Source organism: Enterococcus sp. DIV1067f, assembly GCF_050543505.1.
Taxonomy (GTDB): domain Bacteria; phylum Bacillota; class Bacilli; order Lactobacillales; family Enterococcaceae; genus Enterococcus_D; species Enterococcus_D entomosocium.
This window is the reverse complement of the sequence record NZ_CP172940.1, coordinates 1234908-1256894: the sequence shown is the minus strand read 5'-3', so window position 1 is coordinate 1256894 and position 21987 is coordinate 1234908. Positions and strand designations below refer to the sequence as shown.

The 21987-nt window shown below is 42.3% G+C and carries 17 protein-coding genes; 1 reads left to right on the top strand and 16 read right to left on the bottom strand.

All coding sequences use genetic code 11. The features are described 5' to 3' along the window. Positions 1-230: 230 nt before the first annotated feature. Positions 231-2693: a DNA topoisomerase IV subunit A gene (gene parC / locus IGJ42_RS05925; RefSeq protein WP_005236805.1), complete on the bottom strand. Its 2463-nt coding sequence runs from the start codon at positions 2691-2693 to the stop codon at positions 231-233. An 11-nt stretch (positions 2694-2704) separates the two neighbouring features. After that, the gene (parE, locus tag IGJ42_RS05920; RefSeq protein WP_034872209.1) at positions 2705-4732 is read right to left on the bottom strand and encodes a DNA topoisomerase IV subunit B; all 2028 of its coding nucleotides are present in this window, start codon (positions 4730-4732) and stop codon (positions 2705-2707) included. A 284-nt stretch (positions 4733-5016) separates the two neighbouring features. Here parE and plsY point away from each other — a divergent pair, with 284 nt between their 5' ends. Then, complete coding sequence (plsY, locus tag IGJ42_RS05915) at positions 5017-5655, top strand: glycerol-3-phosphate 1-O-acyltransferase PlsY (protein WP_086332230.1); 639 nt, start codon at positions 5017-5019, stop codon at positions 5653-5655. A gap of 52 nt (positions 5656-5707) precedes the next feature. On the opposite strand, the gene IGJ42_RS05910 is transcribed toward plsY, so the two are convergent. The 14 genes from IGJ42_RS05910 to IGJ42_RS05845 all read right to left on the bottom strand — a co-directional run bounded on the left by IGJ42_RS05910 (position 5708) and on the right by IGJ42_RS05845 (position 21966). After that, entirely contained in the window at positions 5708-6583 is an 876-nt protein-coding gene (locus IGJ42_RS05910) for an aldose 1-epimerase family protein (protein WP_086332229.1), read from the bottom strand. Between the two features lie 11 nt (positions 6584-6594). After that, positions 6595-7386: a GTP-sensing pleiotropic transcriptional regulator CodY gene (gene codY / locus IGJ42_RS05905; RefSeq protein WP_005236817.1), complete on the bottom strand. Its 792-nt coding sequence runs from the start codon at positions 7384-7386 to the stop codon at positions 6595-6597. 13 nt (positions 7387-7399) lie between these two features. After that, entirely contained in the window at positions 7400-8797 is a 1398-nt protein-coding gene (hslU, locus tag IGJ42_RS05900) for an ATP-dependent protease ATPase subunit HslU (RefSeq protein WP_005236820.1), read from the bottom strand. Between the two features lie 14 nt (positions 8798-8811). Next, on the bottom strand, positions 8812-9354 hold the full coding sequence (gene hslV / locus IGJ42_RS05895; RefSeq protein ID WP_005229630.1) for an ATP-dependent protease subunit HslV: 543 nt from the start codon (positions 9352-9354) through the stop codon (positions 8812-8814). A gap of 22 nt (positions 9355-9376) precedes the next feature. Further along, on the bottom strand, positions 9377-10315 hold the full coding sequence (gene xerC / locus IGJ42_RS05890) for a tyrosine recombinase XerC (protein WP_005236822.1): 939 nt from the start codon (positions 10313-10315) through the stop codon (positions 9377-9379). Between the two features lie 196 nt (positions 10316-10511). Further along, on the bottom strand, positions 10512-11948 hold the full coding sequence (locus tag IGJ42_RS05885) for a flotillin family protein (RefSeq protein ID WP_016613227.1): 1437 nt from the start codon (positions 11946-11948) through the stop codon (positions 10512-10514). A 13-nt stretch (positions 11949-11961) separates the two neighbouring features. Beyond that, positions 11962-12387 carry a hypothetical protein gene (locus tag IGJ42_RS05880; RefSeq protein WP_008379668.1) on the bottom strand — a complete coding sequence of 142 codons (426 nt, stop codon included), beginning with the start codon at positions 12385-12387 and terminating at the stop codon, positions 11962-11964. Positions 12388-12506: 119 nt separating this feature from the next. Then, positions 12507-13808, bottom strand: coding sequence for an FADH(2)-oxidizing methylenetetrahydrofolate--tRNA-(uracil(54)-C(5))-methyltransferase TrmFO (trmFO, locus tag IGJ42_RS05875; RefSeq protein ID WP_016613226.1), 1302 nt, complete (start codon positions 13806-13808; stop codon positions 12507-12509). A 152-nt stretch (positions 13809-13960) separates the two neighbouring features. Continuing rightward, the gene (gene topA / locus IGJ42_RS05870) at positions 13961-16039 is read right to left on the bottom strand and encodes a type I DNA topoisomerase (protein ID WP_008379664.1); all 2079 of its coding nucleotides are present in this window, start codon (positions 16037-16039) and stop codon (positions 13961-13963) included. A 142-nt stretch (positions 16040-16181) separates the two neighbouring features. Next, positions 16182-17060 carry a DNA-processing protein DprA gene (dprA, locus tag IGJ42_RS05865; RefSeq protein ID WP_430616014.1) on the bottom strand — a complete coding sequence of 293 codons (879 nt, stop codon included), beginning with the start codon at positions 17058-17060 and terminating at the stop codon, positions 16182-16184. Positions 17061-17128: 68 nt separating this feature from the next. After that, positions 17129-17893: a ribonuclease HII gene (locus IGJ42_RS05860; protein WP_005236834.1), complete on the bottom strand. Its 765-nt coding sequence runs from the start codon at positions 17891-17893 to the stop codon at positions 17129-17131. Next, positions 17877-18743, bottom strand: a complete 867-nt coding sequence (ylqF, locus tag IGJ42_RS05855; RefSeq protein ID WP_005229614.1) for a ribosome biogenesis GTPase YlqF — start codon at positions 18741-18743, stop codon at positions 17877-17879. The genes IGJ42_RS05860 and ylqF overlap by 17 nt, the downstream gene beginning before the upstream one ends. Positions 18744-19166: 423 nt before the next feature. Then, positions 19167-20072, bottom strand: coding sequence for a class C sortase (locus IGJ42_RS05850; RefSeq protein ID WP_086332227.1), 906 nt, complete (start codon positions 20070-20072; stop codon positions 19167-19169). Positions 20073-20094: 22 nt separating this feature from the next. After that, positions 20095-21966 carry a SpaH/EbpB family LPXTG-anchored major pilin gene (locus IGJ42_RS05845; RefSeq protein WP_034878666.1) on the bottom strand — a complete coding sequence of 624 codons (1872 nt, stop codon included), beginning with the start codon at positions 21964-21966 and terminating at the stop codon, positions 20095-20097. Positions 21967-21987 lie beyond the last annotated feature (21 nt).

Here is a 21987-nt window from a genome sequence, read left to right as displayed (position 1 = left end):
GCTTTACGTGAACAGTATAACACACACCCTAATGATTGCAAGTGTTTTCAAGAATTATTTTGAACAATTTAGTTTTTTTTAAGATTTTTATTATTAAAAACGTTGATTTATAAGCATTTATCAAATGTGAATCTTTTATTAAAGTTCGTTTTTTATTAATGTGAAAGATTAATTAAGAGGCAAAAAAGCAACCATTCTGTACTGGTACAGAATGGTTGCTTTGTTATAATTTATAGTACAGAATCCTCTGCGATTGCAGGACTGATTTGTGTTTTCACTTCGTAGATTTGCCCCCCTGTTTTCTCATCCATGATAAATGAGCCGTTGGAGGTCCGATCATTGATCGGGATTTGATTCGTGATGACTTCAAAGGCTTGTCCTTTTTGGTTGGTTACCAGTAGCTGCTGGTTCTCTCCATTCCCCATATAGACTACGCGATGAGGGTTTTTCTTCAATTCCCGTAAGACCATCAATCCACGCTTCGCCCGTCCTAATTGGGTGATCTCTTGGGCTAGCATGCGTTTTGCTGCGCCACGTTGGGTAATCAGAACGATCGGTGTATCCCCTTCTGAATAAACTAACAACCCATTGATAAGATAATCATCCGCTTTAAGGTTCATCGCTTTGACCCCAGCTGCTTTTGGTCCCACAACGGGCACTTCATTAAGCGAATACCGTAAGCCAAAGGCAAGATGACTGACTAAAAAGACATCCATTTCTTCTGTTTGATCAGTCAAAAAGACATTGACTAATTCATCTGATTCATCTTTCAGCTTCATGATCGTCATTGGCCGTGTCTTATAGGTGCGCCAAGGTTCAAATTCCGTCATTCGTGTTTGTTTAATCATGCCGTTTTTACTGATCAGCACAAAGTTTTTCAACGGATCGATCTCTTTGTAGGCAAAGACCCCAATGATCATTTCATCTTGCGCCAGTGTCATAACCGTTTGCGAAATATGTTCGCCTAGATCTTTCCATTTTAAATCAGGCAATTCATGAACCGGACGATAGATCGTGTTTCCTTTATTGGTTACCAATAACAGATGATCCAACGTATTCATTTGGTTGCTGTAAAGTAAAGAGTCGCCTTCTTTCATGCCGATCTCTTCTGGTTTTGAGGCACCGTAAGAACGCAAACTGCTGCGTTTGACATAACCGTCTCTTGTGACTGTCACGACGACTTCTTCTTGCGCGACTAAAACTTGTGTTTCGATCTTGATTTCTTGAATTTCGGCTTCGATCTCAGTCAATCGCGGTGTCGAATATTTTTTCTTGATCTCCCGCAATTCCTTTTTGATCACTTTCAGTAATTCACTTTCCTCATTTAAAATCGTTGTCAATTCAGCGATCGTTTCAGCAAGTTCTTTCGCCTCTGCTTGCAATTGTGTGATATCCGTATTGGTCAAGCGGTACAACTGTAAGTTCACAATGGCTTCTGCTTGCTCTTCCGTAAAACCGTGCTGAACAACCAGATTGTTTTTGGCATCTTTTTTGTCTTTACTGCCGCGAATGGTGGCGATCACTTCATCAAGAATCGATAAAGCTTTGATTAACCCATCGACGATATGCTGTCTCTTTTGGGCTTTTTGCAGTTCAAAACGACTGCGTTTTTCGATCACTTCACGCCGATGCTTGATGTAGCTTTCTAAAATCCGTTTCAAACCGACTTGTTGGGGGCGCATATTGTCGATAGCCACCATGTTGAAGTTGTAGTTGATCTGCAATTCGGTATTTTTAAATAAATAATTTAAAATTCCTTGTGCATTTGCTTCTTTTTTCAGCTCGACAACGATCTGCAAACCAGTACGGTCAGTTTCATCACGCACTTCAGCAATCCCGTCGATCCGTTTATTCAAACGAATCTCATCCATTTTTTTGACTAGATTGGCTTTATTGACCTCATAGGGAATCTCATTGATAACGATTTGCTGCTTGCCACCTTTGATGTCTTCGATCTTGGTTTTCGAACGCAGGATCACTTTGCCTTTGCCTGTTTCATAGGCTTTTTTGATTTCTTCTTTCCCTTGTAAAATCCCTCCTGTTGGAAAATCAGGGCCGGGAATATACTTCATCAGCTGATCCAAAGAAGCTTGCGGATGGTCGATCAAATAGACCGTTCCATCAATGATTTCCCCTAAATTATGGGTGGGAATTTCCGTTGCATACCCAGCTGAGATCCCAGTTGAGCCATTGACTAACAGATTTGGGTATTTTGCTGGTAAGACCGTTGGTTCTTTTTCGGTATCATCAAAATTCCACACCAATTCGACGGTGTTTTTTTCGATATCTTTTAACAGCTCACCGCTTAATTCTGAAAGTCGTGCTTCGGTATAACGCATGGCAGCTGGCGGATCACCATCCATACTCCCGTTGTTTCCGTGCATTTCAATCAAAATCTGACGCAATTTCCAGTCTTGGCTCATGCGGACCATTGCTTCATAAATACTCGAGTCACCATGGGGATGAAAGTTCCCCATGATATTCCCGACTGATTTCGCTGATTTTCGGAAGCCTTTGTCATACGTATTGCCGTCTTGGTTCATGGCAAACAAGATGCGCCGCTGAACCGGTTTTAACCCATCACGAATATCTGGCAATGCCCGTTCTTGAATAATGTATTTGGAATATCGACCGAAGCGATCTCCCATCACTTCTTCCAATGTCAATTCTTGTATATTGCTTCTGTGTTCCAAGAGACCACCTCCTATTCCTTAACTAAATGTTTGCTTTCTGCTTGTTCGGTATCCATTAACTTTTCATCAACTAATTCCGGTACCGTATCTTCTTTTTTATCCAAAATACTGCCATCTTCTTCTAAACTGAATTGAACATGGCTTTCGATCCACTTCCGACGAGGTTCTACCTTGTCCCCCATCAAAGTGGTGACGCGACGTTCTGCTTGAGCCGCATCATCGATTCTTACCCGAATCAGCGTCCTTGTTTCTGGGTCCATCGTCGTTTCCCACAATTGATCGGCATTCATTTCCCCCAACCCTTTGTAGCGCTGAAGCATATAGCCTTTACCGATTTTTTGGGTCAGTTTGCTTAGTTCATCATCCGTCCAAGCATATTCGACTACTGCCTTTTTCCCTAACCCTTTAGACACTTTATACAAAGGTGGCAAAGCAATGTATACTTTTCCCGCTTCGATCAAAGGTTTCATATACCGGTAGAAAAACGTTAAAAGCAGCACTTGGATGTGCGCCCCATCGGTATCCGCATCGGTCATGATAATGACTTTGTCATAATTGCAGTCTTCAATCGAAAACTCTGGGCCAACACCGGCACCGATAGTATAGATCATGGTATTGATCTCTTCATTTTTCAAAATATCCTGCATCTTGGCTTTTTCTGTATTGATAACTTTGCCTCGTAACGGTAAAATCGCTTGGAACTTGCGGTCACGGCCTTGCTTCGCTGACCCGCCGGCTGAGTCCCCCTCCACCAAATACAATTCATTTTTCTTAGGATTACGAGATTGAGCAGGCGTTAATTTTCCAGAAAGCAGTGACTCACCTTTTTTGCGTTTCTTTCCAGTGCGGCTTTCTTCTCTCGCCTTTCTGGCAGCTTCACGGGCCTCTCTTGCTTTGATCGCTTTACGAACCAGCATTTGACTCATTTCACTGTTTTCTTGCAGGTAATAGCCTAGTTGCTCGCCAATCACATTGTCTACAGCATTTCTTGCTAAGGGTGTTCCTAATTTCCCTTTGGTCTGTCCTTCAAATTGCAAAAGATTTTCTGGAACACGGATCGACAGCACGGCCGCTAAGCCTTCACGAAAATCACTACCTTCAAGGTTCTTATCTTTTTCCTTCAACAAATTGACCTTGCGGGCATATTCATTGAAAGCTTTCGTCATTGATGTTTTCATCCCAACTTCATGGGTACCACCATCTTTGGTACGTACATTGTTGACAAAGGACAAGACATTTTCCGAATAGCCATCATTGTATTGAAAGGCAAGTTCTACCTCGATTGCTTCTTTGGTACCGGAAAAATAAACCACCTGGGTCAAGGTATCTTTTTCTTCATTTAAATAATCAACGAATTCTTTGATGCCTTCTTCATATAAAAAAACTTCATGAATTGGTTCTTCCCCACGTTCATCCGTCAGGGAGATTTTGACCCCTTTTAGCAAGAAAGCCGATTCTCTTAAACGTTCTGCGAGAATTTCATAGGAGAATTTGGTTGTTGAAAAGATCGTGTCGTCAGGTTTAAAGGTGACTGTGGTTCCAGTTGGTTTACGAGTTTTGCCGATTTTTTTCAAAGTACCCGCTGGTTTCCCACCGTCTTTGAAGCTCTGTTTGTATTCGATGCCATCACGAACGATGACTACTTCCAGCCAGCTGGATAGAGCATTTACAACACTGGCACCAACCCCATGAAGGCCGCCAGAAGTTTTGTAGCCTCCTTGGCCAAACTTCCCGCCGGCATGTAGCACTGTGAAGATCACTTCAACAGTAGGGATTCCCGATGCATGTGTCCCGACCGGCATTCCTCGCCCATTGTCTCGAACACTGATACTATTGTCTTTGTGGATCGTAACATCGATTTCATTGCCGTATCCAGAGAGTGCCTCATCAACCGCATTATCGACGATTTCATACACTAAGTGATGTAAGCCGCGGCTATCGGTCGAGCCAATATACATTCCTGGCCGTTTTCTTACTGCTTCTAGGCCCTCTAAGACCTGAATGGAAGCATCATTATATTCTGTGGTTTTCTTTGCCAAACCCACCGCTCCTTTAATCTTGATCAGTCCTTTTTTACTGCTGAAAGGACTGCAAAAAAAATCTTAACACAAAATACGCTTTTTTCAAGCGAACATTTTTCTAAACTATCTTATCCTTTTTCCTTTGTTTGCACAAGCTAGAGTCACAAAATGGCTTGTTTGTGTTTCACAGCTCCGAGGAAAGCTGTTTTTCTTCTTTCCCTGACTAGCGAAAGATTTTCTTATTGTTGGAAAGGCGTTTTCATGCTAAAATTGCCCTAGCCTTGCAAAGAAAGTTGGTTATTATGAATACGATTCTTTTATTTATTGTTGCTTACCTTTTAGGTTCGATCCCCTCGGGTGTTTGGATTGGCCAATTGTTTTTCAAAAAAGATATTCGCCAATTCGGCAGCGGCAATACGGGAACGACCAATACATTTCGCGTTTTAGGAAAGAAAGCCGGGATCGTTGTTTTATTGATGGATATCTTAAAAGGAACTTTGGCAACCAGTTTGCCTGTCCTCTTTGGTCTCCATACCGTCAATCCGCTCTGGTTTGGGGTCTGCGCGATCTTAGGTCATACCTTTCCGATCTTTGCCAAGTTTAAAGGCGGCAAAGCGGTGGCGACAAGTGCTGGGATGCTCTTAGGATACAATCCGCTCTTTTTCATTTATTCTTCATTGATTTTTGTTATCTGTCTTTATGTGACAAGTATGGTAAGCCTGACCAGTATGATCGCGGCGTGTTTGATCACCTTATCGACGGTCGTTTTGCCTTTTATCGCCCCTGCGATATTGCCTGAGCAAAACTGGTTGCTGACCTTCATCGCGATCGGCGTAACGATTTTTATCTTTATTCGCCATCGCGAAAATATTTCACGTATTAAAGACGAGACTGAAAGTCGGGTACCGTTTGGTCTGAATAAGCGTCAAGCGAACAAATAAGCAGAAGCTGAGAAAAGTGCAATGACTTTTCTCAGCTTCTTTTTGCCTGCTTTTATTTGACTGTGATCGAGTACTTTGTTTCAAATAACTCCTCAGGCGAAAGTGCTTGAATACCCAATTTTTCTGAAAGCTCACCGGAAGCTTCCAGTGTATCTGCGATACCGCACCATGGTTCTATACATAGAAACGGCGATTTTACGGGATACGTGGACCAAAAACCGACATACGGCATATTATTGTAGCTTAACGTAACACTATGAGGCGATTTCTCACTGCGAATCGTGTAGGAATGTAATCCTTTCGTTTCATAAACCAGCGCATCATTTGCAAACATATCGTGGGTCAAGCGCAAATCCGTATTCGTTTGACCGAGTGTGCGTTGTTCATAATCAATATAATTGCCTTTTAATGGCAATTTCACTCGTGATTTTTTTGGAGAAAAAGAAAGGTAGTAGTCTTCAAATGTCAGCCCTTTTTCAAGTGGGACGTTGAATGCAGGGTGTCCTCCAATGGAGAAGAATAGTTCTTTTTGACCGCTATTCTTTACTTGGTATTTGACGACTAAGCCATCACCGCCTAATTCGTAACTGACATACAGCTGAAAATCAAACGGATACTTCACTTTGGTTTCAGTTGAACTTTCTAATAGAAACAAGGCATAGTCTGTACGTTTTTCAACGACAGTAAACACCATGTCTCTGGCAAACCCATGACGGGGCAAATGATAACTTTTGCCCTCATGCTGATAGGTGTCCTCTTTTAAGGCGCCAACAATCGGAAATAAGATTGGCGCATGCTTTCCCCAGTGGTTTGGATCAGCTTGCCAAATATATTCAAGGTCATTGCTTGTATCAACTAAGCTTTGTAGCTCAGCCCCTTTTTCTGCAATTTTTGCTTGCAGATGACCCGCCGTGATGGTAACTGTCATGGTCTCATCTCCTAATATTGATGTTTCGTCAATTCCTCTTTAAAGCGGCTGTTAAGCACTTTTAAATAGGTGCCTTTCATCCCCAAAGAGCGGGATTCTATAATGCCGGCAGACTCTAGTTTACGCAAAGCATTTACGATCACCGACCGTGTAATTCCAATGCGATCAGCGATACTTGACGCGGTCAGACGACCTTCGTCGCCTTCTAATGCCTCAAAGATCGCTTGAACAGCTTTCAACTCACTATAAGAAAGGGTGTTGATTGCCATTTGAACAGCTGTGGTACTGCGAACATCTTCTTCGATACTGCGGGATTTTTGGTACAAGAATTGCATACCAACAACTGTCGCACTGTATTCCGCTAATACCAAATCGTCGTCATCAAAGGACTTATCGATTCTGGAAAGAATGATCGTACCTAAACGTTCTCCTGCACCGTAAATCGGTACGATGGTCGTTAGTCCGTTGGGATACAACTCACGGCCTTCTACAGGAAAAGCGGTCATATCATCACTGATTGGCACATTAGCTTCTGTGGAAGTCAGGTGATCGACTAAATCTGTATAATTTTTAGGAAACTGTTTTTCAACAAACATTTTTTTGATGCGTTCATTATTGACATCATGGTTCTCAACAAAACCTAACACGCTACCGTCAATGCTAATAATATACGCATTGCTGTCTAGGATGTTTCCTAAAATGACAGCCATCTTGTCGTAAGGCAAATCAGAAGCTAAATTAAAGGTGTTTTTTTGCTGCAATAATTCGTTGATTTGTCTTGTCTTTTCTAATAATGTTTTCATTGGTCCGCTCCCTTTATAAAATATACCGGCTTAAGTCTTCATCTTTTGCGATGGACGCAAGTTTTTCTTCCACATACGCTTCTGTGATGGTGATTTCACCCATTTGCATCTCAGATGCTTCAAATAATAAGTCTTCAAGTAGTTTCTCTAGAATCGTATGCAAACGACGAGCACCAATATTGTCGGTATCGCGATTCACTTGATAAGCAATTTCGGCAATTTTCTCGATAGCTTCCATCGTAAAGACTACTTTGACATTTTCGGTTCCTAACAAGGCAATGTATTGCTTGACTAAGGCATTGTTGGGCTCCGTTAAAATTTTAACAAAGTCTTCTTTTGTCAAATCATCTAGTTCCACACGAATCGGGAAACGCCCTTGCAATTCAGGGATCAGATCGCTTGGTTTCGACAGGTGGAATGCCCCAGAAGCAATAAAAAGGATATGGTCTGTTTGTAGGGTTCCGTATTTCGTATTGACTTGCGATCCTTCAACGATCGGCAAGATATCTCTTTGCACCCCTTCACGAGAAACTTCTCCTGACTGCTGTGATTTCGAAGATACTTTGTCGATTTCATCTAGAAAAATGATGCCACTAGATTCTGCTAAACGTAATGCTTCACTATGAATATCCGCGTCGTTGACCAGTTTTGAGGATTCTTCTTGAATCAGCAATTCTCGTGCTTCTTTTACGGTTACTGTGCGTTCAATTTTCTTTTGCGGTTTCAATGCTCCTAAGGTTTCATTCAAATCGATCCCCATTTGTTCTAAGCCATTGTTCATCATCGGTGCTTGATTTTTCGGCTCATCGACTTGGATCGTCACTTCCCGGTTGTCTAAAAGGCCCTTTTCTAATTGCTCAAAAATGGCTTGACGGTTGCTGCGAATCTCATCCGTCAATTCTTCTTTTGGCTCTTCTGGTTGTTGTGCGGCGTTGAACATATTCATCATTTGTTCATAAGGATTGGTATTCTTTTTCTGTTCCTTTTTAATACCAGGAACTAAGACTTTTACTAAACGACGGTTGGCTTTTTTCTCTGCTTGGATCCGCACGTTTTTATATTGTTCTTTTTTCACGATTTGGATCGCATTCTCAACGAGGTCACGTACCATCGATTCTACGTCTCGACCGACATAGCCGACTTCCGTGAATTTCGTCGCTTCTAACTTAACGAAAGGTGCATCAACGATCTTTGCTAAGCGTCGCGCAATTTCCGTTTTACCAACCCCTGTTGGTCCGATCATCAAAATATTTTTTGGTGTGACATCTTGTTGCATCTTTTCATCTAATTGCAGCCGGCGGTAGCGATTTCTCAAAGCAACAGCCACTGATTTTTTGGCGTTGGTTTGTCCAACGATGTATTCATCTAACTCTTTCACGATTTCTCGTGGTGATTTGTTTTGGTTTGTCATATCGTCATCCCTCTTTAAAACTCTTCTACAATGATATTGTGATTCGTAAAGACACAAATGTCTGCGGCAATATTCAAGGCACCTTCAGCAATTTCTTTGGCAGATAGTTCACCGCCATAACGTTTCATCGCACGGGCTGCTGCCAAGGCATAGTTTCCACCTGAACCGATGGCTAAGATCCCTTCATCTGGCGAAATGACTTCGCCTGTCCCAGAGACCAAAAGCATCTCCTTATCATTCATGACGATCAGCATCGCCTCTAATTTTTGCATCGACTGCTGAGTCCGCCATTCTTGTGCCAATTCTACTGCAGCTCGCTGCAAATTTCCGTTGTATTCATTTAGTTTTCCTTCAAATTTTTCTTCCAAGGTAAAGGCATCTGCCACACTGCCGGCAAAACCAACGATCACTTCACCGTTGTAAATTCGACGGACTTTCCGAGCGGTTCCTTTCATAACGACCTGTTCTCCCATCGTTACTTGTCCGTCACCGGCCATGGCAAATTTCCCATCTTTTTCAACCGCACAGATGGTGGTTGAATGAAATTCTGACTTCATTTATGTTCCTCCTGTACCAATTTTACGCGCGTGGATGAAATTGGCGATAATTTTTTTGTAAACTGTCTTTGGTGACATGCGCATAAATCTGTGTCGTCGATAGATTGGCATGCCCCAACAATTCTTGAACGGTCCGCATATCGGCGCCGTTGTTTAATAAATGGGTTGCAAACGTATGCCGAAGCATATGAGGATGGATTTTACTGTCTAAACTGCTTTTTCGAATGATTTGATTCAAAACATATTCGATCCCAGTTGCAGTGATCCCGTCACCAAGATGATTCACGAAAAGGATCTCGTGTTCCTTGTTCTGCTTTTCCATCAGCTGTTTGCGTCCTGAGGAAAGATAGCGTTTGACTGCTGCTTGTGCGTAACTACCGAAAGGAACATAGCGATCCTTATTCCCCTTCCCATGGATCAGTAATACGCCACTTTCCCAATCGATTGCCCCCAGTGTGAGACTGCTGCACTCACTGACCCGCAAACCTGAACCATAAAGGACTTCTAACAATGCTTGATTGCGCTGTTGTAGTGGCTCATCGCCAGCAACACTTTGAAAGAGAGCATCCATTTCCTTCTCATAAAAAAAACGCGGCAATTTGGCGTTTTTCTTTTTTAAATGAATGTAGGCGAAAGGATTCTCTTTGACGATCTCATGCTTGGTTAGAAACTGATAAAAAGATCGCAAACTAGCCATTTTACGACTGATGGAATTACGGCTGTACTCTCGTTCCGTCAAATAGCTTAAATAGACGCGAACATCGCGGTATTCCACTGCTAATGGGTCTTCATTGCCAGACTCTTTTAAGAAGTGAAAAAAATCGCCCATATCTTCTTGATACGCTTTTTTTGTCTTTTCCGAATACCCTCTTTCAACAATAAGATAACGAAAAAACTCTTCTTGAAACTGATCTGTTTGCAAATTAACCCCCCTTTTCATGATTCGAAATAACTTTAGCATAGACCACAAAAAAAAACAAATGAATTGTCAGAATTTAATCAATATTTCAAAGTTTAGACATAATTGTGAAAACTTTCTAAGAATCTACGTAAGATTCTTATCTTTGTTCAGAAAGATCCGTTAAATGCGCCAGAAAAACGTACCAGTCCCTCTCCTCAAAAGAAAGAGGGACTGATACGTTTCCACTTATTTGCTTTTATTCGATTGGATCAGTTGTTGGCTGATGCGAACCAGTGCTTTCAGATACAACCTGAACTAGCTCTTTGTTTCCTTGTTTTGTGGACATCGTGTCATTGATTAACCCAACTAAGTCTAATCCGGTTGTCTCTTTGATCGTATCAAAGGTTCGCGCTAAACCAGCTTCCCCCATTGATTGAAGACCATCATTGCCGCCAAAGCTAACCACTTTATCAATATTGCTCAGTGGCGCATTGACCTCTTTCGCGATTTCAGGCAGCACTTTGATGAACTCCATCAAAATACCAGCTTCGTTCAGTTTGGTCAAAGCAATCGCCATCTTTTCACGGCTTTCCGCTTCGGCTTGACCGACTTTTGCGATCCGTTCCGCGTCGGCACTACCTAGTTTTTCAATTCGTTCGGCTTCTGCTTGGGCAGCTAATTTGACTTTTTCCGCTTCCGCTTGTGCTCGTGCGATTTCTCTTGCTTTGTCTGCTAAAGCGTTTTGTTCAACCACATATTTATCCGCTTCGGCTTTTTTACGGACAGTTGCATTCAATTCTTTTTCCGTCAATTCCGCTTGTTTTTCTTGAATCTCGATATTTTTTTCTTGTTCGATCAATTGAACTTTCATTTGTTCGCCGACCGCGATCTGTTCCGCTTTCGCATCCGCAACTTCGCGTTCTTGTTTGTATTGTGCTTGTTTCAATGCCATATCTTTTGTCGCTTCTGCAATTTCTGTTTGGCGACGGATCTCTTCATGCTGTGCCAATTGCTCATTCTCAGCTTGCTTGATTCGAGTTTCTCTTAAGGCATTGGATTCCGCTACTTCGGCATTTTTTTTCACTTCAGCAATCTGAGGGCGTCCTAACGCATCCAAGTAGCCATTGCTGTCGCTGACATCTTTGATCGTAAACGAAACGATCTCCAACCCCATTTTCTTCAAATCCGTAGAGGCAACTTCTTGCACTTGTTCCGCAAAATCATCGCGGTTTTTATAGATGGCTTCTACCGTCATCGTTCCTAGAATCGCCCGTAAGTGACCTTCTAAGACTTCTTGGGCTTCATCTTCCAATTCACCTGTGGATTTGCCTAAGTATTGCTCAGCAGCTGTCTTGATCGACTCGGTACTGTTGCCGACCTTTACAAGCACCGTCGCACTGGCTTTGATCGGTACGCCTTGTTCCGTATAAACTTCTGGTGTCCCAATCTCTAACTTGTGGGTCAATAAACTTAATTTATGGGCTTTTTGAACAATAGGAATCACAAACGTCCCACTGTTTTTTAAGATTTTGATGCCTTCTTTTCCTAAAAACGACCCCGTAACGATCAATGCTTCATCGGGTTTCCCAATGCGATAGCGTATCATCAAAAAAGCGATCAATAAAACAACGAGGACAACACCCCATAAAATCGGATTACTTAAAAAATCTACTGCTGATCCTGTATCCACCATAACGTAACACTTCCTATTCTATAAAATTTTTACTTTCCACCACCAACGCGATCCCTTTTTTATCAAAATCGACAATGATGACTTTGGTTCCGACTGGCAATCGAACATTGTTTTCACGATCTTCTTCCCGAAAAAAACGTGCAGGATAAACAGAACGTGCACCTTGACTCCCTATCTCCATGACTTCGCCGATTGTATCTCCGACAATCTTTTCCGTCAGTTCACCGATCACAAAATCATTGCGACTAATGACATTGCTGCGGTTTTTGTCTGTGATGCGATTGTAAAGCCACATAATGGGACCTAACAGCAAACTAAATAAAACAAAGACAACGAAAATGACCCCGACCAACAGGATCAGCCATCCTAAAAATTGAATTACTGTAGGAAAACGCTGTAAATAGTTTTGAATCAAATGAATCCATTCTCCAATCACCATCTTCACCACCTTCTGTCATTGTTACTGTCTATCATAAGTCACCTTGATTAAAGTTTCAAGACAAATTAAAAAAAAACCTTCTTACCATTTATTAGTAAGAAGGTGATGACTCATCGCTCTTATAGTTGTTCTTTGGCTTCTTCTAAGGCAGCTAATGCCCGGTTTGCCAATGCTTCATAACGAGATTTTTTATCTCTGATTCGTTCTGGAAGTTCTGGCAGCAAACCAAAGTTGGCATTCATCGGTTGGAAGTGTTTGCCTTCTGCATGAGTGATATAATACGCCATACTGCCAATTGTCGTCTCTTGTGGCATAATGATCGGCGCTTCCCCTTTTGCAAGTTTGGCAGCGTTGATCCCGGCCATCAATCCACTGGCTGCACTTTCAACATACCCTTCAACGCCTGTCATCTGACCAGCAAAAAAGAGGTCTTCACGTTTTTTCGATTGGTACGTTTGTTGTAACAACTCTGGTGAATTCATAAAACTATTCCGATGCATCACGCCGTAGCGCACAAATTCTGCCTCTTCCAAACCAGGGATCATCCGGAATACCCGCTTTTGCTCGCCCCATTTCAAATGTGTTTGAAAACCAACGATGTTGTACAGAGAAGCAGCTGCATTGTCTTGCCGCAGCTGAATCACTGCATAAGGACGCTTGCCGGTTTTCGGATCTTCCAAACCAACGGGTTTCATCGGACCAAACAACATAGTTTTCGGTCCACGGCCAGCCATAACTTCGATTGGCATACATCCTTCAAAGAATTTTTCTTTTTCGAATTCTTTCAAAGGGGCCACTTCCGCATTGACTAAAGCTTCACGAAACGCATAAAACTCCTCTTCGTTCATTGGACAGTTCAGATAGGCTGCTTCGCCTTTGTCGTAGCGTGATTTCAAATAAACTTTATCCATATTGATGGTGGATTTATCGACGATCGGTGCTGCTGCGTCATAGAAATAAAATCCTTCTGATCCGTTAAAAGCTTGGATCGCTTTTGATAAAGGTTCAGAAGTCAAAGGTCCAGTTGCAATCACGGTAATCCCTTCTGGAATTTCAGTGATCTCCTCTTCGATGACAGTGACTAAAGGATGTTCTTTTACACGTTTGGTTACTAACTCTGAGAAATCATCACGATCCACAGCTAAAGCACCCCCTGCTGGAACAGCTGTTTTGTCTGCAGAGGTAATAATGACTGAATCTAAGCGGCGCATTTCTTCTTTCAAAACACCGACCGCATTCGTTAAATTGTTGCCCCGAAGTGAATTCGTACAAACAAGTTCAGCAAAATTATTTGTGTGATGGGCTTCTGTCGATTTCTTAGGACGCATTTCATAAAGCTTTACTGCGACACCTGCTTGCGCTGCTTGCCAAGCAGCTTCGCTTCCGGCTAAACCGGCACCAATAACATTGATTTCTTTCATAGTGCTCTCCTTTTATTTCAAAAGCTCGCCTCTTCTCATAAGAAACTGCTTGTATTAATCAAAAGGACCGGCACTTTCTTTTGTCAGCCAACATCGAGGCTGACCGTTCAAAAGAATGCGCCGATTCTTTTTTTAACAGGGAATCCTGCTAGTTATTTTTGCACATTTTCTTCATAGTCCCCATTGATACACACGACTTGCTTGCCGCCTTTGACTTTCTTCTCGACTAAGTAATTATCACATTTCGGACAATTACGGCCTACAGGTTTGTCCCAAGAAGTAAAGTCACAGTCCGGATAGCGGGTACATCCATAAAACAACCGATTTTTTTTCGATTTGCGTTCAACAACTTGGCCTTGGTGACAGACCGGGCACTCAACGCCGATTTCTTTGACGATTGGTTTCGTGTTGCGACAGTCAGGGAAATTGCTGCAGGCATAAAATTTTCCGTAGCGACCTAATTTGATCACCATTGGATGGCCACAAAGGTCACAGTCAAAGCCTGCAGGTTCGTCTTTGATTTGGATTTTTTCGATACTTTCTTCTGCGGTCGTCAATTCTTTTTCAAAGGGACGGTAGAATTGATCGACGACTTTGACCCATTCTTCTTTCCCAGCTTCAATGCTATCCAAGCTATTTTCCATTTCAGCAGTAAAATGCATATCAACGATTTGCGGGAAGAATTCCTCGATCAATGAATTGACGATCTCACCAAGTTCAGTTGGCTCAAAACGTTTTTGTGTCAATTTCACATAATAACGTCGTTGGATTGTTTCCAACGTTGGTGCATAAGTTGAAGGACGACCCACACCGTTCTCTTCAAGGGTTTTGATCAAGGTGGCCTCACTGTAGCGGGCAGGTGGTTGAGTGAAATGCTGTTTTGGTTCGATCGATACGGATTGGACCACATCTCCTTCAACTAACTCTGGCAAAATGTTCTCTTTGTCTTCTTTGCCATCATCGCGCCCTTCCACATAGACCTGCATAAACCCTTTAAATTTGATCTTTGAACCATTGGCAATAAAGATGACACCATTTTGATCCAAGGTAACTTTCATTGTATCCAAAATCGCCGGCGTCATTTGACTAGCCACAAAGCGAGACCAGATCAAGCGATACAGTTTCAGTTGGTCTTTGTCTAAGAATTTCTCCATGGCTTCTGGCGTACGCATCACACTTGTTGGTCTTACCGCTTCATGGGCATCTTGTGCCCCTTGTGCATTCGCGCGTTTTTTGCCACCGTGCGCCGAGAACTCTGAACCATAAGTACTTTCAATAAATTCGGCCGCTTCGCCTTTGGCTGTGTCTGCGATTCGGGTCGAATCGGTACGCATATAGGTGATCAAACCAACGGTTCCTTGTTTACCAAGAGCGATCCCTTCATAGAGCTGCTGTGCGACCATCATGGTTTTCCGCGTTCGAAAGTTCAGTTTACGGGCTGCTTCTTGTTGCAAGCTACTGGTGGTAAACGGTGCCGCCGGGTTGCGTTTGCGTTCTTTCTTTTCAACCTTCGTCACTTGAAACTCTTTACTAGAAAGACGATCGGTGATTTCTTTTATGCTTTCAGCATTCGGTAATTTTTTCTTTTTGCCATCTAGGCCCCAAAAATTGGCTTTGAATTTTTTCGTGGCTTTTTTAAAGTTCCCATCGATGCTCCAATATTCTTCAGGAACAAACTCACGGATCTCTTTTTCACGATCTATAATAATCTTAAGCGCCACCGATTGAACACGGCCAGCACTCAAGCCTTTTTTCACTTTACGCCAAAGGATCGGGCTCAATGAATACCCCACCAATCGATCTAAAATCCGGCGCGCTTGTTGAGCGTCAACGAGATCTACATCGATCGTTCTTGGTTCTTTGAAAGCTGCCTTGACCGCATCCTTAGTGATCTCATTAAAGACGACTCGGTTTTTATCTTTTAAATCTAACCCTAGTAGAAAAGCTAAATGCCACGCAATAGCTTCTCCTTCTCTATCCGGGTCACTTGCGAGGTAGACTTTTTCGGCTTTTTTCGCAGCTGAGCGGAGACTTTTGATCACATCGCCCTTGCCACGGATCGAAATGTAATGCGGTTCGTAGTCATTTTCGACATCAATTCCCATTTTACTTTTAGGAAGATCACGAATATGACCGACACTTGCGACGACTTTGTAATTTCGTCCAAGGTATTTTTCAATGGTTTTCGCCTTTGCCGGCGATTCCACGATTACTAAATATTTATATGCCATATAAAGAATGGCTCCTTCCTGAATTTTTCCTACTATTATATTCTATCAATCAGTGAACCTATCGTATGCAGATGAAACATACAAATCGTAGCTTATCATAGCTTTCAAGAAAAGGTTTGTCAAGGAAGGTTGATTGGAAAAATCAAAAAAAGGCTAACTCCTGTAAAATATCTGACACACTAATCGTACATTTTGCGCCATCTTGAATCAAGTGGTGACAACCTTTTGACTGATCGGAAATCATTTCACCAGGCACTGCAAAAACTTCTCGGCCATTTTCCATTGCTAATTGTGCCGTAATCAAAGAACCGCTTCTTTCTTTAGCTTCAATCACACAGATTGCTTTTGAAATACCGGCAATGATGCGATTGCGTAAGGGGAAGTGATGTCTTTGCGGTTTGGTGTCGTGAGAATATTCACTCAGTACTAGATGTTCTTGACGAATCTGCTGGAACAACGGATACGCAGAAGTAGGATAACAACGTTCCAAACCAGAAGCAATCACGGCAATGGTTTGTCCCCGATTTCTGATGGCTGATTCATGGGCAAAACTGTCGACGCCATTTGCTAATCCACTGACGATCGTATAGTTTTCTGTCACTAAAGGCGGGATCAGCTTTTCGCAAACTTTACGCGCGTAGCGAGAAGCTGTTCTTGCGCCGACAAATCCAATCATGGGCGTTTGCAACAATTGCAGATTTCCTTCGTAAAATAGTAATAATGGTGGGTCCGCAATTTGTCTTAAAAGCATCGGATACTCCGCTGAAAAGAAGGTGAGGTAGTTTTGTCCCCCCATCTTTTGTGTGATATGCTCTTCTGTCATTTGCTCCCACGATCGGCGAAAGACCGTCCTATGCTGTGGAAGGACGCCGATGGCAATCATCTCTTCCAACGAACAACGCATTTCTTTTGTTTCCAGCCAATGCCAAATAATCTTCCAGCAACCTTGCAGACCGATTCCCTGACAGTAGTACAGTTTTATCAACTGTTTTTCAAAATCTGTTGCTTGTTGATATTTCATAAACAAAGCCCTCTTTTCTTAGTGATCTTACTTATAAGATTCGCTAAAAAAAGAGGGTTGGATGAAATTTATAGGTATTGTTTAACTGGGGCAAAGGTTTTTCGATGAATAGGGCAAATTCCATGGGCAGCTAACCCTTCTAAATGAACTTTGGTCCCATACCCAGCATTTTGATCAAACCCATAAAAAGGATACACATCATGAAAATCTTTCATTAAATTGTCACGATAGACTTTGGCAATGATACTTGCTGCGGCAATCGAAATGGAGCGGGCATCGCCTTTGATCAAGCTTTGTTGAGGGATGTCGGTCTCGATGGTCATCGCATCAATGAGCAAATGTTCCGGCTTGACCGCTAAGTCGATCAAAGCTTCTTTCATCGCCAGGCGGCTCGCTTGATAGATATTTATCCGATCGATTTCTTCAGGACTAACCACACCGATACCGACAGCCACGGCTTTATTTTGAATTTCGATAAACAGTTCTTCTCTTTTCTTCGCAGAAAGCTGTTTTGAATCATTCAGACCTAAGATCTGACATTCTTTAGGCAGAATGACCGCAGCTGACACCACGGGTCCTGCTAATGGTCCACGCCCCACTTCATCTAAACCGGCGATAAAACGGGCACCTTGTTGAAATGCTTCGTTTTCAAAACGCATCATTTCTTCGTATTTCTCCTGCAAAAGCTGCTGTTTAACTAATTGTTTCTCATATTGTTGCAGTAGCTTTTGGACCCCCGCGCGTTCATCTGCCTGCAATTCCTGTAAAAATGCCAGGTCATTAAATGTTGGATCAAATAATCGCTCTTTGATTGACTTAATCGGTTGTTTCATCTTGGCTTTCCATTTCCTCCACTCGATCTAGTGTATAACGGCCTAATTTTCCTTGCCGAATGTCAAAGACAACAAGCTCGCTTCCTCGATCATAGTTATCTTTATACCCACGTTTTTCAGTGATTTTCATCAACAGGTCTGGCGCTAACAACGCCTCTTCCTCCGCCTTTAGTTGGTAACGATTGGCGATTCTTTCAGGATAATAACGGGCAAAAAAATCAAGTCCATACAATGCGATATCATCCAAATGGATCAGCTGATCTTTAATAGCCCCCGTCAATGCCAATTTTTTACCAATCTCAGGATCTTCAAATTTTGGCCATAAGATCCCAGGCGTATCTAGCAGCTCTAGATCAGTCCCAAAACGCAGCCATTGCTGTCCTTTGGTCACGCCGGGTTTATTACCCGTCTGAGCAATTTTCTTCCCTACTAAACGGTTCATCAAGGTTGATTTTCCGACATTCGGAATGCCAATCACCATCGCTCGAATCGCACGGGGCTTCAATCCTCTGGCTTTGTCACGAGCGATTTTTTCCTTCAAGACTTGCTTAGCCGTCGGGACAATGGCTTTGACGCCTTGATTGTCTTGGGCGTTGATCGCCAAGGCTAAATAGCCTTGTGCTTGGAAATAATGCTCCCATTTTTTGGTTTGAACGGGATCTGCTAAATCCGCTTTATTGATCAAGATCAATCGTGGTTTTTGCTGTAATAATTGGTCCAGCATGGGGTTGCGGGATGAGATCGGCAAGCGTGCGTCCACGAGTTCAAAAACGATATCCACGAATTTTAATTTTTCACTTACTTCACGTCTGGCTTTCGCCATATGGCCTGGAAACCATTGAATGGTCATTTGAACGTTTTCCTCCTTGGTACTTCTTCGAATTGGTAAAAAGACAGTAGTGTCTAAATCCATGCAGTATATATCTGACAAGAACGAGGACTATTTGCTCTAAAACCATCAGAGAAACTAGTCACACTGGGCATTTTGCTAAAATTGCTTTAGGACAATGTTCTTGTTCCAACCTCGTGCATAGGTAAAGCTTTCAGCGCGATTCTCATGCGTCATACGCGCTTTCTCGCTTTTTAATTTTGGGGAAGTGGTTGGAAAAAGCTTGTCTATCCACTCATTCTTCCTTTTTTCTGACACCTTTACCATTAGACCGACTGCTTTTTACTACCTTTTATCTTCGTTATTGTACCATATTTCACACGACATGTTTCGTTCTGAGTAAGGTTAACAAGTCATTTTCTAGTGGATCTAGAGGAAAACCTGCTATCTTTTCTTCTTATCACTGGGAGTGATCAAATCATGCTGTTTTTTTCTTTTGATTCTGCTAATCACCAGCAGGAGTAGTAATAGTATGGTGCTTACAACTAGCAGCACCCACAAATCCTGCTGGTTTGCTTTTTTTGCGGCACTTGTTTCATTTTCTTCATTGTAAGAAACCCTTTTGCCGCGAACCAATAAACGATGGCTATTGACCATATAGGGTGTGCAGGTTAGTAAGGTGACATAATCACTGCCTTTGACAATTTTTAGTGCTTCGGTATCATCAGGGGCGACCGTTTTAATCTGATCTATTTGATACGCCAACGTATCATCAAACGTTTCGATATAAAACTCATCGCCGATCTGCAGCTTAGGCAGATCCGTAAAGAGGGTTGCACTCGTTAACCCACGGTGTCCGCACAGAACTGCATGGGTATCTTCACCACCTATTGGATACGAAGCGCCCTCCAATAATGTTGCTCCTCTTTTTAACAACGTATCGGTGGTTTGATCAAAAATCGGGAGAGCGACACCAATCACGGGGATCTTTAAAACGCCGATCGTATGTCGTTCATAGTAATCAGGTGTATCGCCTGATTCTGAGTCCCTTGTTTCTGATAAATCTTGCGTTTCTTTGATTCCAGGATTGCTGGGATGCTGTGCCAGCTCTTGATTTACTCGTTCCAACTGGTTCCTTTTTTGTTGTTTTTCTATTTCACTCATTTTTTTAGCTTGGCTTTGGTAGTAGCTGATCAACTGTTGATCCAAAAAGGTGTTGAGCTGATTACTTACAAAAGGATAACTGATGATCAGAACACCTAGCAGCAGCAGAATACCCATTAGAACATCCAACAAAGTCACTTTTTGAGTAGGTACTTTCGTGCCATTTCTTTTCCTTTTGATTGTCATCGTGCATTTTCATCTCATTTACTTACCCTTTTTTCCGTTTAACAAAATAACACCCAGCTAAACCAACGATCACCACTCCGATGGCGCCCATTAAATACGTGCCGGCACCACCAGTTGCCGGTAAGGTTCCTTTGCGGCGGTTAGGGACTTTTTCTGGATCTCCCAATTGCTCTTTCGTTCCATAAGACGTTTCATGTACTTCAAAAGCGATGCGATTTGTTAGCAGTACATAATTTTTTGGTGCTTTTACTTCTTCCAAATAGTAGGTGCCAAATTTTAACCCGATGATATCAACTAATCCATCTGTCCCTGTGGTAAATTTCGTCGCTTCATCCGCTGTTTGCACCCAAGATACCTGTTTGGTTCCTTCTTCGATTTTCAGGTAGTTGGCATCATCACGGTCTTGATCCCGTACAACAAAAACTGCATCTGCCAATGCTTCGGTAGCGGTCACAGCCCCATCGACTTTTAAGAACCGTTTGCCCCCTGTCAAAACTTCCACGCTTGGAGGCGTTTGATCCGTCATGAAATCCGTTTCTACATTTGCTTTATTCGTAAAGCCATTGATAGGCATAGCTTGTTCATTTAAATACATATAATACACAAAGCGCAATTGATTTCCCGGCGTTAATTGCGGCACGAATTCTGGATTGATAGTTACCGTAAAGCCATGCTCTTTTTCCGTTACTTGGTAATTCGTCGCATCGATTTTCTGCTCTCCATCATACAATGCATAGCCCGTTTCTCCTTCAGCTGTATTTTCAAAAGTTAATGCTGGATCATGGGCATCGATCAATTGAAAATGTTTGTATTTGTTTTCTGATCCTACTTTATCTTGAATACCTGATGGGATATTGACCGTTAGGTGATATTGGATTCTTTCGCCGATCTCCACGTCTTTGCCGTCTAATTGTGGTGTTGTTTTTGTAACATTTGTTGTGTCATTCTTGATTGTTAGCTCAACAGTAACGTTACTTCCTGAATCAATCGAGAAATCCTTGATTCTTTCTTCCTCGATTAAGGCGGCTTGACTTGGGGCTTTCGTTTCCTCTAATTGATAGGCGCCTGTTTCTAGTTGCGCAATCTTTAGCTGTCCTTTTTGGTTCTCACTCACATCGATACCAGCGTCTCCAGCAGCATATTGTTTGCCTGTCAAAAAACGGTACGCTGCCTGTTTGTCAGTTGTCCATGTATAAAGTCCATCGGCTGCACTTAAAATGTATTTCTTGGTATTTTCGCGTCCTTCTTGCTTTGAAACAACAAATTCCGCATCATTCAGTGGTTCGTTTTCCCCCGTTCCTCGCTTATTCACAAGGAGCGTTCCTTCATTTGTGACGATATTCTTCGGATAAAGATGGATCGTGTCTAGCTCTTCTTCTCCATAAACATATGAGCCATCAGCTTGTTGGATCATTTCATATACGGGAAAGGCGATCACCATATTCTCAGCAGTTGTAACGCCGTCTTTAGGGGCTTCTACAATGGTGTAAACTGCATCCCGATCGGCTTGTTTTTTCGGCAATTCAAAAACCAAATCACCGGCTGCATCTGTTTTCCCGCTAGCTATAGGGGAACCAGACGTCAAGGTTTGAACTTGACGCTTGGCTTCTTCAACGGATGCCCCTGCAGATCGTTTTTCATAAAATGCTGCTGTCACATCATAGACAGAAAAAGTGACATCGGCTAAGCCTTGGTATTGATCAAACTCTTCCATCTCAGTCCCACTATTTTGAATCAATGAACCTGGCAGATTGACCATTTTCTTTTTATGGAGATGGATCTGTGCCAAATTGCTCTCTGCAGACACTTGCTGATTTTTTGTTCCAAAAAAGACAAATGGCAAAAGTAAAAATAGGAGACAAACCATTTTCGTATGATTAAAAATCTTTTTCATTGTTCTTTCCTCTCTTCTAAA

What these genes read in the sequence shown, in the direction of transcription:
- xerC (WP_005236822.1), bottom strand. Translation starts at nt 10,315, where the DNA reads ATGCTAAAGTTATTTCGAATCATGAAAAGGGGGGTTAATTTGCAAACA.
- IGJ42_RS05910 (WP_086332229.1), bottom strand. Translation starts at nt 6,583, where the DNA reads ATGACAGTTACCATCACGGCGGGTCATCTGCAAGCAAAAATTGCAGAA.
- trmFO (WP_016613226.1), bottom strand. Translation starts at nt 13,808, where the DNA reads ATGAAAGAAATCAATGTTATTGGTGCCGGTTTAGCCGGAAGCGAAGCT.
- hslU (WP_005236820.1), bottom strand. Translation starts at nt 8,797, where the DNA reads ATGACAAACCAAAACAAATCACCACGAGAAATCGTGAAAGAGTTAGAT.
- dprA (WP_430616014.1), bottom strand. Translation starts at nt 17,060, where the DNA reads ATGAAATATCAACAAGCAACAGATTTTGAAAAACAGTTGATAAAACTG.
- ylqF (WP_005229614.1), bottom strand. Translation starts at nt 18,743, where the DNA reads ATGACCATTCAATGGTTTCCAGGCCATATGGCGAAAGCCAGACGTGAA.
- plsY (WP_086332230.1), top strand. Translation starts at nt 5,017, where the DNA reads ATGAATACGATTCTTTTATTTATTGTTGCTTACCTTTTAGGTTCGATC.
- topA (WP_008379664.1), bottom strand. Translation starts at nt 16,039, where the DNA reads ATGGCATATAAATATTTAGTAATCGTGGAATCGCCGGCAAAGGCGAAA.
- IGJ42_RS05860 (WP_005236834.1), bottom strand. Translation starts at nt 17,893, where the DNA reads ATGAAACAACCGATTAAGTCAATCAAAGAGCGATTATTTGATCCAACA.
- IGJ42_RS05880 (WP_008379668.1), bottom strand. Translation starts at nt 12,387, where the DNA reads ATGGTGATTGGAGAATGGATTCATTTGATTCAAAACTATTTACAGCGT.
- IGJ42_RS05850 (WP_086332227.1), bottom strand. Translation starts at nt 20,072, where the DNA reads ATGACAATCAAAAGGAAAAGAAATGGCACGAAAGTACCTACTCAAAAA.
- IGJ42_RS05885 (WP_016613227.1), bottom strand. Translation starts at nt 11,948, where the DNA reads ATGGTGGATACAGGATCAGCAGTAGATTTTTTAAGTAATCCGATTTTA.
- IGJ42_RS05845 (WP_034878666.1), bottom strand. Translation starts at nt 21,966, where the DNA reads ATGAAAAAGATTTTTAATCATACGAAAATGGTTTGTCTCCTATTTTTA.
- hslV (WP_005229630.1), bottom strand. Translation starts at nt 9,354, where the DNA reads ATGAAGTCAGAATTTCATTCAACCACCATCTGTGCGGTTGAAAAAGAT.
- codY (WP_005236817.1), bottom strand. Translation starts at nt 7,386, where the DNA reads ATGAAAACATTATTAGAAAAGACAAGACAAATCAACGAATTATTGCAG.